Source organism: Fodinibius sp. Rm-B-1B1-1 (genome assembly GCF_038594945.1).
In the GTDB taxonomy this organism is placed as follows: domain Bacteria; phylum Bacteroidota; class Rhodothermia; order Balneolales; family Balneolaceae; genus Fodinibius; species Fodinibius alkaliphilus.
In genome coordinates this window covers 496480-510643 of record NZ_JBCFYD010000002.1, presented here as the reverse complement: position 1 = coordinate 510643, position 14164 = coordinate 496480, and the positions used below count along the sequence as shown (strand labels likewise).

Below are 14164 nucleotides of genomic sequence, written 5' to 3'. Positions count from 1 at the left end.
AACTGCTAAACAAAATAACTGCTTGCAGAACCTGATTTTTCTGCTCGTTCAAATACAATCTCATAGCAAACGCCCTCATTTTCAGCTGTTTTTACATTAATTTCTGCATCAAGCTGTTTAACCAGTTGATTTACTAACTGGTAACCCAATGAATGCTCCGCCATTACTTCAAAATCTTTGGGCAGACCCGAGCCGTTATCAGCTACCAAAATATTTATATTCTCCCCTTGCTGCTTAAACTTAACCTCCAATTTATTATCCTCTCCCTCATGAAATGCATACTTAAATGAATTGGTAACGAGTTCGTTGATAATAAGAGCAGACGGTAAGGCCTGATTTATATTCAGATATATCTCATCACAATCAATATTGATTTCAACATCTTTTCCATCCCCATTCATATTCGTTGAAATAGTTTCTACGAGCTCTTCTACATAATTTTCCAGGTTTAAATTGGCAAAATCCTCAGATTTATAAAGCTTTTCGTGGATTTTTGCCATGGAATGAATACGCAACTTGCTCTGCATCAGCACCTCGTGTACAGCCGTATCCTCATCCCAGTTCATTGCTTCAAGAAGCAATAACCCCGAAATAATAGCCAGGTTATTTTTCACCCGGTGATGAATTTCTGACAACAGTATTTCCTTTTCTTTAAGTGACTTTTTTAGATTACTCTCTGTCCTTCGCAGCTTGGTAATATCAGTATAGATACCAAATGCCCCAATAGCCTCCCCATTAATTTTAACCGGCAATGCTCCCACAAGAAGATGTTTCGCTTCCCCCGCTTTAGTTACCCGCGTATCTTCATAATACTTTGAGCTGCCTTCAGCCGAAAATACGTTTCCATAAATTTTATCAATCTCGTCATGTCGTTCTTCGGGCAATTGATGCTTAAGCAGATCCTCCCCACGGAGTTGCTCCTCTGAGTAACCAAATAAGTCTTCGAAACTCTTATTAAGCTGTTGCACTTTCCCGTCAGTATCAATCATCACAATTGCAACGGGAGAATCTTCAAACAGGCTTGTAAATAATCGTTCACGACGCTTTAACTCCTGCTGTGCTTTCTGCTGTTCGGTTACATCCTGCAAGACCCCTGACATGCGTATCATATTTCCTTCACTGTCAAACCTGCTCTCGGCCCGGCATTTTGCATAAAGGATATCTTCATCTCCGGGTTTCCCAATTCGAAGCATATAATCGAGGGGCTCTTCGGTTTTACCGGCCTGGCTCATCACATCTTCGAACGTTGACCGGTCGTCCGGATGCACTAACTCATAAAAAGCTTCAAAGGTATTCCCAAAGTCTTTTTTATCTACATCCAGGATATCAAATAGCGCATCCGACCATATTACCTTATTTTCCTCGGCCTCGTAGCTCCACCAACCGATTCGAGCCAGGCTCTGAGCACGCTCAAGACGCTGTCTCTCGTCTTCTAACTCTGCTTGTACTTTTTTACGCTGTGTTAAATCTCTTAGAATAGCCTGGATAAAAATATTCTCATCTAACGAAATAGCATTCAGGCTTACCTCCGTCTTAACGATATCCCCGCTTTTCTTTTCATGCGTCCATTCAAATTTCTGGGATGCCCCTTCGATAGTCTCGGTGATTTTCTCTTCAGCCTTTTCTTTTGATAATACGCCATCCGGCTGATATTCGGGGGAAAAAGACAATGGTGTTTTACCAATGATTTCGTCTTTATCATAACCAACCATTTCAGAGACTCGTCGATTACAGTCAATGATCGTCATTCCATCCATCAGAAAAATACCATCATTTGCATCTTCAAATAATCGATGATATTTCTTTTCTCTCCTTATCAACTCCCGCTCGTACTCCTTGCGATCACTAATATTTTCAATAAAGGCCAGTACCGATTTCAGGGTCCCTTTTTTACTCCGAAGTGCCGAAGCATGAATCAATACATCCATTTTACTCCCATCCTTAAGATCTATGGCAGTCTCAAAGCGATCTTTGCTCTTCTTACCTGATGAAAGTTTTTCCAGGCGACGTTTTATCTCCTCATTTTCACCTTCAGCAAACAAATCCTTTTCAACAAGAGAAGCCCCCAGCATTTCATCTTTCGTATAACCAGTTTTTTCCTCCGCTCGCTGTGACCACTCAAGGATCCTAAAATTATTATCGTACTTCACCATCCCCAAGGGATTGTTCTCAATATGCTGGCGTTGGTCACGATATGATTCCTCAATTTCTTTTTTCAGCCGTATTGTTTCTGAAATGTCATGGATGTGTACAATCTTGGCATTTCTCTCATCCATTGGAAAAACCTGGGTGGCAATTTGCACATATAATATTTCTCCCTCTTTTGTCCGGTGGCGCAACGTGCCAATATCATAAGTCCTGGATTTGTTACCCTGCTCTTTAAGTTTTTTATGCAACATTGGAATATCCTCTGGCGGCCGAATATCCTCGATCGTTAACTGCCTGAACTCATCTCTTGAAAACCCATACTTTTTTGCTGCACTTTTATTGACTTCCAATATCTCCAGCGTATCAGTATCAAAAATAAACATAGGACTTGGATGATCCTCGAAAAATAGCGTAGGTATATCCATAATTACCCCTGTATTTACGGATGAGCCATCCACATTAACCTTTTTGAAACCTATAAATCCCGATGTATTACGTTGATAGCTAATTTCTATTAGCAACTAATATTTTATTCGAGATACAAGACTAAGATCCCATAATTGTTTCTACCAAAACATAGTTTTTTTTCACCTATATTCGGCACATTAAAACAGTAATAAGACATAAATCATTTCTACCCTCATATATTTTTTAACACTCTAAATGAATTCTGATCTATATGAGCTGGAAAATGACAACAAAATTATTAGAAGTGAGTTATTATTTAAAAATAAATGCACTATTGTTCGATCTTGATTACTTCTATAAAAGCCTTTATGTAGAATTGAAATTGCTCACTCGCTATATATAAAAAAAAGAACCCCGAGAGTATCAGTCCCGGGGCTCTGTGCTTTAGGTTTCAGCATTTAGGAGTGACTAGAGTATCTGGTTGGCTAACCAGATGGGGTCTAGAGAGACAATAAATAGTGCGTTCTGTTTGCAAGAGTATGGCGCGGCCCTTTTGTTACAAATAAATTTATTTATCCTGATGAACTTATTATTATGGCACTTATGAAAACCTATTACGAATCTCCCATCGGCGGGTTAACACTTACAGCTTCGGCTAATTCCCTGCAGTCCATTACCTTTGGAGATGACCAATCCGAAGCTAATTCCACCTCATCAAACGAAATTTTAGATATAGCCATCAAGCAACTCTCCGAATATTTTGAAGGTCAGCGAACCTCCTTTTCTCTGCCATTATCTCCCGAAGGGTCCGACTTTCAACAATCCATATGGGAGCAATTGCAAGATGTTCCATACGGGCAAACCATCACCTATGGGGCCTTAGCTGACAAGCTTGGTGATCCCAATAAAGTACGTGCCGTAGGTAGTGCCAATGGACAAAATCCCATTCCCATTATCATTCCCTGTCATCGTGTTATCGGTGCAAATAACAATTTGGTTGGGTACAGTGGCGGCATCGAACGCAAAGAGTTTCTCCTGAAACATGAAGGAGCTTTACTTCTTTAATTTTCTAAAACGAATATACAGTTCTACCCTCATCTCTTTACCTAACCAAGCAACATAGAGAATAGATCTGCATAAACTCCTCTATCCAAGCATCTTGAGCAGACTACTCAAGGTGCTTGAGTAACCTACTCAGACTGTTTGAAGTTATAAGGAAACAGTGTATGTAGTTATAACCTCAAGCTGTTTGACCTTATAACTACATACTCCATGAGCTGTATAGCAGGGAAAATGACACCCCATTAATAACATTTAAAATCTTTTACTATCATCCCCAGCATTTGATTATTACATTCCATCAAATATCAATTACCGATACCGAAAACATGATCAAATACGTAGCTTCCATAGCATCTCTCTTCTTACTCTTTATCATTGGAATCAGTGCTACCCATGCCCAGGTACAAGAAGCCCCCGATCGAACCGAAGGCGAAGGCCCTTTTGATCGCCTTATTATCCGAGGCGTTACCCTTGTGGATGGTACCGGCTCTCCTCCCCGCGGACCGGTTGACGTGGTCGTTGAAGAAAACCGTATTACTTCCGTACAATCAGTGGGATATCCCGGGATCCCGATCAACGAAAATCGTCGCCCAAAAGCTGATGAAAATACCAAAGAAATTGACGCTGAAGGTATGTATCTGCTCCCCGGGTTTATTGACATGCACGCACATACCGGTGGTGAAGCCCAAGGCACGCCTGCCGAATATGTCTATAAGCTCTGGATGGCTCATGGTATCACCACCATCCGTGAACCCGGTTCTTTTAATGGGATGAACTGGACCTTACGACAGCGCGACCGAAGTGCTGATAATGAAATCACTGCTCCCCGAATTTTTCCCTACATCGGTTTTGGAATGGGCCATGACAGTGAAATAACATCCCCAGATGAAGCCCGTGAATGGGTGCAAATGATTGCTGATGAAGGAGCCGACGGCATTAAATTTTTTGGGGCTTCGCGTCCCATCTATGCCGCTGCCATTGAAGAAGCCAATAAACTGGGACTCGGCACTATGACTCATCACGCTCAAACACGTGTGGTATATAATAACGCCCTGGAATCAGCTCGACTGGGGCTCACAAGCATCACCCACTGGTATGGTATTCCTGAGGCACTTTTTACCGATCAGCAAATTCAAGACTACCCGATGGACTACAATTACAATAATGAACAGCACCGATTTGAAGAAGCCGGAAAACTCTGGGAACAAGCCGCTGAACCATATAGCGACAAATGGAACAGCGTAATGAATGAGATGCTGGAATTAGACATTACGCTTAACCCTACCTTTACCATTTATGAGGCCAGTCGCGACCTGAGTGCCCAGCGTCGCGCAGAGTGGCACGAAAAATATACCCTACCCTCGCTTTGGGAATTCTACAAACCCAACCGTATCTCTCATGGTTCATACTGGCTCAACTGGGGCACCGAACAAGAAATAGCCTGGAAAGAAAATTTTAACCTGTGGTTCAAGTTTGTCAATGAGTTTAAAAACCGTGGTGGTCGTGTGACACTGGGTTCCGATGCAGGCTATATCTACAAGCTGTACGGATTTGGCTATATCCAGGAAATGGAGATGCTGCGCGAAGCAGGTTTTCATCCATTGGAAATATTCCAGTCAGCATCCTTAAAAGCAGCAGAAGTTCTCAATATGGATAATCAGCTTGGTACTATCGAAGTTGGCAAACTGGCTGATATGGTGCTCGTAGATGCTAACCCACTTAAAAATCTAAAAACGCTCTATGGTACCGGAGCAGTCCATCTTAATGACGATAACAAACCCGTTCGAATAGGCGGCATCAGATACACCATCAAAGATGGTATTATCTATGATGCACAAGAGCTTCTCAAGGATGTAGAAGAGATGGTGCAGAAGTCGAAAGAAGAAAAAGATTATAAAATCACGCAACCGGGACTGGATTATTAACGACCACAGAAACTAAACCAGTGAGCTTGACGACCCTTTTATATCTTGCTTTGCAAAGGTGAAGGTAAACGAAAGGCCGTTATTATTTTCTATTTTTTGCTCAGCTTCAAGTTGCTTAATAAGTGTTTCGATAATAGTAATTCCTATCGATTTTTCACTCCGATAGTCGGAATCATCGGGCAATCCGCGACCGTTATCTTTTATATTGACGGTAATATTTTCGCCATTTTGCTTTAGTGTAACTTCGATTAATCCCTCTTTTTTATCCACAAAAGCATGCTCAAAAGCATTGGCTACTACTTCGTTAATGATAAGCGCACTGGGTACGGCCTGATTAACATTTAGATTAAAAGAATCATAATTCAAATCGATCTTAATCTGCTTATCAATTGCTGAAACTTTTCCAATATTCCCAAGCAGGTCTTCAACGTATGAACCGAAATCAATTCTGGAAAGCGAAGAGGATTCATACAGCTTTTCGTGTATCAATGCCATCGTTTTAATTCGGTTTTTACTGTCGTCCAATAGCCCTTTCACCTCTTCATTGTCCGTATTAAATGTCTGCAGTTCCATCATACCCGATACCACCGCCAGATTGTTTTTTACCCGGTGATGAATTTCCTGCAACAGGGTTTCCTTCTCTTTAAGTGAATCTTCTAATTCTTGTTCGTATTTCACACGGTCAGAGACATCTGTACAAATTCCACACATGCAGTTTTCCAAACCTGGTATTCCCCTGAGAGGATATTTTATAGTATGATATAATCTGCTTTCGTAGCCATTTGTCCTTTCTTCTTCCACCTCTATGGTTTGCTGATCCTCTAACACCTTATAATCCTGACCTAATGTCTGATCAGCAATTTTTTGTCCATGAACCTCACGATCTTTTTTTCCTATAACATTCTCTCTTTTTAAGTTGTAAAACGCTAAATAACTATCATTAACTAACCTGTATTCCCCACTTTGATCTTTAATATAGATCAGTGATTTCGTTTGATTCACCACGGCATCAAGAAGTTCACGCTGCTGTTCGAGCTCATACTGCGCTTCTTTGATCGCAGATAAATTCATACAGAAACCGACAATATAATTGTTGTCCCCTCTGCTAAATCTTTTTGCCGTAATATAATAAGGTTTGAGATCGCCACTCTTCGATACCATCTGTATTTCCGTTTCAGCACTACCCTCTTTGAAAGCTTCCAGAATTTTGGAGGTTATAAATTCCCGGTCTTCTTCCCGATAAAAATCCAGGGGATCCATATCTTGCACTTCCTCATCGGTATAACCTAACTCCTGCTCAATATTATTCCATTTGATAAAATTCTGTTCCTCATCAATCAGGTAGAAAAGTTCGGGCAGACTTTGTATCGATTTGTCAATAAACTCCTTCTCTTCCTGGAGTTTTTTCTCAAACTCTTTGCGTTCCGAAATATCACGGGTACTGGCCTGTACTTCTATAATTTCGCCAGTTTCTTCATCTCCGATAGGTCTTAATGCTGCCTCAACCCACTTAAAGTTCCCATCTTTTGTCTGCTTTCTGAATTCCCAGCGCTCTATTTTTGAGTCTTCAAAATCCTTTACTTCATCCTGCAGCCTTTCTTTATCATCGGGATGAATATTCTCAAACACATTCTGTCCGATCAACTCTTCGGGTGTATAACCTGTTAACTCCTTACTGGCTGGAGAAGCATATAAATACGTCCCATCAGGCTTGTGAAGCGATATCATGTCGGTCGAATTGTCGGCCAGCAACTGGTATTTGCGTTTTTCTTCTGCCAACTCTTTGTTTTTCTGTTCGAGCTGTCGATTTTTTTCTTCCAGCTTCAAAGAGTATTTCCGCTGCTGTAAAAGTAATTCGATCCGCGATTTCATCACTTTTTTAGAGGCGGGGATATATATGACATCATCGGCAAATTCCAGAAGTGCAGAATCACTTCTAACCTGATCCTTATTTTGAGAAAGCAATAACATTGGCAGGAACACCGGAGTCGACTGATTCTTAAGCTTTTGAAGCACATTTCTGTAGATCGGTAAGGTCTGCTCGTCTACAATGCAGAGATCATATGCATGACGGTCAATTAAATCATCAACAAATCGAATATCTATATACTGCGGGCCCGGCAAAAAGTTTTGTATTAACTGGCGATCTTTGGGATTGCTCAACGACAGTAATACAGTAAACTTATCCTTCTGGGCGGAATGGTTGCCATCAATATTTAAAGTTAAGTTTTCCATACATTTATATCCGCATAGTCAATGCTAATCTAATAGCTCGGGATTACCACTTAAAATACCGCGCATATTTTCCAACGGCTGACCTATCTTAATACCTTCAGAAGTAATTTTGAATTCACGAATGAATTTCTCAAAATCACTTAATCGTTTTTTTAATACTCCTATAGACTTTCGAAGTTGTCCATTTATTTCGAGGTAACGCAGGAATAAAATATTATCGGCCAAGTAGCTGGCATTCATATTAGTAGCTTTAAACTCTCCCGTTACAGTCTGGGCTTCGTTGATAAGCAAAGAAGTAACCCCCATGTTCTGTAGATAGACTGTGAGCTCATGCAGCCGTTCAAGAATATCTTCCTCCTGAACAGCCAGCCTGTATCCTCCTATAGAATCAATCATCACTATTTGAGTTCCATTTTCCTCCACATCAGTCCGTACCATTTTCGTAAACTCATCTGGGGAATAAGACAACGGCTCAATCGGCATAATATTCAGATTCCCAGATTCGATCATATCCTCAATGGGGATATTCACATTTTTAGAGCGCTCGAGAATAAGCTCTTTCGACTCTTCAAAAGTATAAAGTGCCGCTCGTTCATTCCGGGAGGCCGATTCTTTTAATAACTGCAGGCCCAGGTTTGTTTTACCAACACCTGTGGCTCCTACTAAAAGACTCACCGTTCCCTTTTCTATGCCACCATGTAGCATTACATCCAACTCATCAATTCCAGTTGATAATGATTCTGGTTGGAATTTTCGATCATAATTATTCGCCCGCAATCGGGGAAACACCGTTACTCCCTGCCCGGTAATTTTAAATGCATGATCACCCGATTGGTAATCTGATCCCCGAAGCTTAGTAACTTTTAGCCTGCGCCATGTTGTATCACTTTCCAGCTTAATGATTCCATCTACCCAAAACGTAGCATCTTGTTCAGAAGAATCATCCATTGACTCTGAAATCATCAACAACGTAGCTTCACGCTCGGTAATAAACTTAATAAACGACAGCGCCAACTTTCGCATCTTGAACGGATCTTTGTTCAACATCCGCAACATGGTTATAGAATCAAGCACAACACGATTAGGTTCATACTTCTCAACAGCCTCAATTATGGCATCCATCATTGGCTGCTGCTCAACTTCTGCAGCCGAAAATACGCTGTATGAATTGGAATCTTCATTTAAATTTTCTTTCGGACTCAAATCCAAAAAGGATACCCCCGAAAGATCAATATCCAACTGCGAAGCATTTTCTTTGATACTCTTCTCGGATTCACCCAGCGTGATATATAAACCACTTGCATTGTTTTTGCTTACCTGACTGAGAAAATGAAGACCCATAGTGGATTTACCAGAACCCGGCCCTCCCTGAATCAAATAAGATTTTTGAGGTATCAATCCTCCATATAAAATTTCATCTAATCCAGATAGTCCAAATGATTTTTTTTGTAAGCTATTCATAAATTGATGAGAAATTTTTTAATACTGGAGCTAAAAAACTAACACACATTTAATAGGTACCACTATAATTCGTGTATTCCCAATAACTATAATTACTTAATAAAAGTAAGCGATTAAATCCGAGTTAGAAATAGCACAAAAGACCTAAATTGGAAATAGGCGTTTTCTGCAAAAAATAATATGAAGGGAACTTTGCAAAACCATACCATGTCATACTGTCCCGACCAGTACCTCTTGCCATAAACCGTTTAACACTGCTAAACCCCATTTTTTGCTAAAGATCTTCAAATAAAATCAGGGTGACATAGGTTTCTATAAATCCTCTATGAATGTACGGTCCAATAATTAAACGGGACTATATGCCATTTTCCGATTCTGAAATCGTTCGTATAACCACTCCTTCTTTACTTGATATACAAACAACCGTAATACTTTATACTGCTCCGAATTCAGAATATGCAGCAACTCCCAGGTTGGAAGATTTTTTATCTACTGAATCAACTTAAAACACAATTATAAAAAGACTGGTATCCCGCTTGTAATCTTACACTTCTAAGTAAGAAAATGTCCGTTTTAAAACTTACCTTTAAATAACACTGTTAACTTCTAATAACTCTATTAAGAATCAATCATATTGATGAATAATCGCGTCCGAAAGAAAGCAGAAGAGCTCCACGTTGATAAAATTGAACGACATATTTTCCTCTGTGCTGATCAGACTAAACCCAAGTGCTGTAAAAAAGAGATTAGTCTTGAGGCTTGGGAATATCTTAAAAAACGGCTAAGTGAACTCAATCTTGATGGTGCCGGCGGTATTTATCGAACCAAAGCCAATTGCCTACGCATCTGCAAAAAAGGCCCCGTCGCTGTTGTATACCCCGAGGGAATCTGGTATCACTCCTGTAAACCGAAAGTGCTGGAACAAATCATTCAAGAACATCTCATTAACGGAAATCTGGTTAAAAAGTACATGTTTGCCGAACAGCCATTACTCCCACCTGAAGAAGGTTAACAGTAACTTTTTAAAATTTTTATTCATCCTTAGCTTCTGTAATTTGTGCTTTCCCAGCAAATATTTTGTTGGTAATCTTATTACTCAATTTCACCCGATGCCAGATGAAGCGCTATCAAAAAATTGTGGTTGGGGTACTCATCAGTGCAATTGTACTCATTGGCAGCATCCAAATTTATATTAGCTTTTTTCTGGATGAGCAGCTAAAGGAGACAGCTGTTGAACGTTTTCATGAAGCAACTGATGATGCTTATGAGCTTGAGATTAAAGATTTTGATCTACAAATATTGGGGCGACAACTTTCCCTTTCCGGTATTCAACTATCAAAAAAAGAAGCCTCTTCAGGAAGCGATATACAGCTAACACTTGATGAATTCAATGTATCGGGAATTGGGGTAATTAAACTGCTATTACAGCACGAACTTTCCCTCAATAATATTGAGATTATCAATCCCGATATATATGTAACAGCTCCCAAAAAAGAATCCTCAACACAAAAAACACCCTGGCATCGCCCCTCTCAACAACTTTCTAAAATGGTTCTAAAAGTTGTTGATCAAATTTCAGTTCCCAACCTTAATATTACCGGACTTTCTCTATATTACAATCGCGCCAATTTACCAGTTGCCCCCCTCTTATCATTATCTAATAGTGATATCAAACTTCACAACATCACAATTGATTCTACCTCACTTAAAGATGAACGTGTAATTCCTGCTGATGATATCACTATAGCTTTTCGAAATGTCCAGTTTCAAACGCCAAACGAACTCTACAAGATTACTACCGGTGATGTGGATTTTTCGACTACTGATTCCCAATTAGTATTGCGTGAGTTTTCCCTGATTCCACAATTCGACAAACAAGCGTTTTCGGATAACGTAGGTCACCAGATAGATCGGCTGAATATGGATATCAAAGAAATCAAATGGGATGGAATTGATATCGAAATGTTAAATAAAGCAGAAAGTATTACTACCCGTCTTATCAATATTACGAATGCCGATATCAATATATATCGTGACAAACGCCCCCCCGAATCTCCAAAAAAATACAAACCCCTGCCACAGGAAATGATTCGGGATATCCCTTTTCCAACTACCATTGACAGTATCCATATTAGCAATAGTAACATCCGATATACCGAACGGAAACCAAATACTGAAAAAGCAGGATATATCGAATTCGCTCATTTATCAGCAGATTTTACCGACCTAACGAATGTTGAAGCCCATTGGGACAATGGAAGAACTCCTACGTTGCACGCTACCACTAATGTTATGAATAAGGGTCAGCTCGAGGCACAGTTCACCTTTATGATGACGAGTGATAACCGACAGGAAATTAAGGGAAGCTTGCAATCGATGGATATGCAACCATTGAATGACGCTTTAGAACCCATTGCTTTTGTACGTATTGAGGAGGGTAACATTCTTGGGCTCGATTTTGAAATGAATCTTTCCGCAAAAAACGCCGGGGGCAGTCTTACGTTAGAATATGAAAATCTAAAAATTTCTCTACTTGATGAGGGTTTAAGTGAAGAGTCATTCGGCAATAAAGCAAAATCTTTTGTTGCCAATACTTTTAAATTAAAATCAGATAATAAGAACGATGATCTTCGCTCAGCCAAAGTTGACTTTGAACGAGTGGAACATAAATCCGTTTTTAATTATTGGTGGAAATCTTTACTCTCAGGCCTAAAATCAAGTATCGGTCTTTAACCAATTTTTAATGACGGAATCTTTAAAAATGAAAATCCCGACGTTTAAAGAAGTTCAAAAAGCCTACCTTAAAATTCGTGAAAAGGTACATCGCACACCCGTTTTAAGTAGTCAAAAAGTTAACGACCGTGCGGGCGGTGAGTTATTTTTCAAATGTGAAAACTTTCAAAAAGTAGGAGCTTTTAAATTCCGTGGAGCAACCCACGCTATTGGTAACCTTGCCGATGAAGATGCCAGGAATGGAGTGGCGACACATTCATCGGGGAATCATGCCCAGGCAGTAGCGCTTGCTGCTAAACAGCGGGGAATAGCTGCTCATATTGTGATGCCCGAAAATGCCCCAAAAGTTAAGGTTAATGCCGTTCGCGATTATGGGGCCAATGTCACCTTTAGCAAATCAACACAAGAAAGCCGGGAAGCAACGCTTAACGAAGTGATCCAAGAAACAGGAGCAACATTCATTCACCCTTATGACAATCCTGACATCATTATGGGTCAGGGAAGTGCAGCCATTGAGTTGTTGGAAGATCAACCAAATTTAGACATAATTCTGGTTCCTATTGGTGGAGGCGGACTCATTAGCGGAACGGCTATTGCCGCATCAGGATTTGCCCCTGATACCAACGTTATCGGTACCGAACCCGAAGTAGCGAATGATGCCTACTTGTCTTTTAAAACCGGCGAACGTCACCCCGTGCAAAGTACCGATACTGTTGCCGATGGGCTTCGGACCTCCCTCAGTGATCTAACATTCAACTGTATCCAAAAACATGTCGATGATGTAGTGACTGTAACGGAAGATGAAATCATTGATGCCATGCAATTTATCTGGGAACGCATGAAAATTATTATTGAGCCTTCAAGTGCTGTGCCCTTAGCTGCAGTATTTAACGGTAACGTTGATGTCGAAAATAAAAAAGCCGGAATAATTATCAGTGGAGGAAATATGGATTTAAATACTCTGCCCTGGCAAGAGAACTAAAAATTGGAAATTAGGATTTAAGATTTCATGTCGGATAAAATTATTGTGATTGGTAGCGGAATTTCGGGGGTAACCACGGCTCTTACGCTACAGCTTTTGGGATACAAAACAGAGATCATCACAGAAAAAGTACCCACAGACATTGCTAATAAAAATGCCCATCCCGAATTTGCAAGTCTGTACCCTTCGGCCTCGGTCATTCCACATTCGGTGTATTCTGACCAACTGGAATCTATTTTTAAAACATCCCAGGCCTTTTTCTATGAACTTCGCAAGCTCACCTTTCCGGGCTTAGTGATGCACAAGCACTTTGAAGTTTTTGAAGAAGATCCCGGTGATCCCAAATACCGGCACTGGATGATGAACCCGCGTCCTATTTATGATTTAGAGCCTGAAACTATCCCCAAAAGAAAACACAGCTCCAACCTGCATGGGTGGGTATTTGATTGCATTTTTACCGATTGGCCACTCTATTTTCCTGCTTTGATTCAGGTCTATAAAGAAAGTGGTGGACAAATCATCCAACAGAAAGTTGAGGAGTCAGATCTTGACGAGCTTCCGGCGGATATTATTATTAATTGCAGCGGTACTGGAAGTCCGGAACTTTTTGATGATCCCATTGAAGAACAGCTCATCATGCAGGGACACCTGCTCCATAAGCCAAATGCTGATCTGATTACAAATAACCAAAATGAAATTATCTCCTACAATTATACGCCCCAAGCATCACTCTATGCCGATCAACAGGGTGAGGCCTGCGATGTGTACTGTTATCCACGGAAAGATGGATGGGTATTGGGGGGCAGCCGTCAAGCGGGTCAGTTAAGTCAGCAAAAATGGTCCCAAAAAAGTGATACCGATCATTATGAGATCAATAACATCACATTTCCAAAACCCATTATTGATCTCAATAACGAAATCCTAAACCATACTTTCGGGTTATCACTCGAATATTCCAAGGAGCTGACCCCATCCGTAGGCTACCGGTACATCCGAAGTACCAACAACGGATTACGCCTCGATCAGGAAACAATTTCGGGTAAAACGGTCTATCATAATTATGGACATGGAGGCGCAGGTGTTACCCTTTCGTGGGGCGCGGCCTTGCAAATTGCCCAACAGTTAACAGGGGGGCAAACAACAGAGATACAAGAACAATTACTACAAAAAATAAAAGAGAGCGATCTTGAGCATCTGATTTAATACCCAC

At 40.5% G+C, this 14164-nt stretch carries 9 protein-coding genes; 6 read left to right on the top strand and 3 right to left on the bottom strand.

The genetic code is table 11. The features are described 5' to 3' along the window. Window positions 1–5: 5 nt before the first annotated feature. Window positions 6–2669, bottom strand: coding sequence for a PAS domain S-box protein (locus AAFH98_RS09490; RefSeq protein ID WP_342522465.1), 2664 nt, complete (start codon window positions 2667–2669; stop codon window positions 6–8). A 481-nt stretch (window positions 2670–3150) separates the two neighbouring features. Here AAFH98_RS09490 and AAFH98_RS09485 point away from each other — a divergent pair, with 481 nt between their 5' ends. Both AAFH98_RS09485 and AAFH98_RS09480 read left to right on the top strand, forming a co-directional pair. Beyond that, the gene (locus AAFH98_RS09485; RefSeq protein WP_342522464.1) at window positions 3151–3621 is read left to right on the top strand and encodes a methylated-DNA--[protein]-cysteine S-methyltransferase; all 471 of its coding nucleotides are present in this window, start codon (window positions 3151–3153) and stop codon (window positions 3619–3621) included. Window positions 3622–3944: 323 nt separating this feature from the next. Then, the gene (locus AAFH98_RS09480) at window positions 3945–5543 is read left to right on the top strand and encodes an amidohydrolase family protein (protein ID WP_342522463.1); all 1599 of its coding nucleotides are present in this window, start codon (window positions 3945–3947) and stop codon (window positions 5541–5543) included. A 12-nt stretch (window positions 5544–5555) separates the two neighbouring features. Here AAFH98_RS09480 and AAFH98_RS09475 read toward each other — a convergent pair whose 3' ends face one another. Beyond that, window positions 5556–7778, bottom strand: a complete 2223-nt coding sequence (locus tag AAFH98_RS09475; RefSeq protein WP_342522462.1) for a PAS domain S-box protein — start codon at window positions 7776–7778, stop codon at window positions 5556–5558. A 24-nt stretch (window positions 7779–7802) separates the two neighbouring features. Next, a complete protein-coding gene (locus AAFH98_RS09470) occupies window positions 7803–9239 on the bottom strand; it encodes an ATPase domain-containing protein (RefSeq protein ID WP_342522461.1) in 1437 nt (478 codons plus the stop codon). Window positions 9240–9876: 637 nt separating this feature from the next. Between AAFH98_RS09470 and AAFH98_RS09465 the strand changes: the two genes are divergently transcribed. The 4 genes from AAFH98_RS09465 (at window position 9877) to AAFH98_RS09450 (ending at window position 14157) form a co-directional block, all read left to right on the top strand. Continuing rightward, a complete protein-coding gene (locus AAFH98_RS09465) occupies window positions 9877–10251 on the top strand; it encodes a (2Fe-2S) ferredoxin domain-containing protein (protein ID WP_342522460.1) in 375 nt (124 codons plus the stop codon). A 104-nt stretch (window positions 10252–10355) separates the two neighbouring features. Continuing rightward, window positions 10356–11972: an AsmA family protein gene (locus AAFH98_RS09460; RefSeq protein ID WP_342522459.1), complete on the top strand. Its 1617-nt coding sequence runs from the start codon at window positions 10356–10358 to the stop codon at window positions 11970–11972. Window positions 11973–11982: 10 nt separating this feature from the next. Next, complete coding sequence (locus AAFH98_RS09455; RefSeq protein WP_342522458.1) at window positions 11983–12954, top strand: threonine ammonia-lyase; 972 nt, start codon at window positions 11983–11985, stop codon at window positions 12952–12954. A 27-nt stretch (window positions 12955–12981) separates the two neighbouring features. After that, complete coding sequence (locus AAFH98_RS09450) at window positions 12982–14157, top strand: FAD-dependent oxidoreductase (RefSeq protein ID WP_342522457.1); 1176 nt, start codon at window positions 12982–12984, stop codon at window positions 14155–14157. The last annotated feature ends 7 nt before the right edge of the window (window positions 14158–14164 follow it).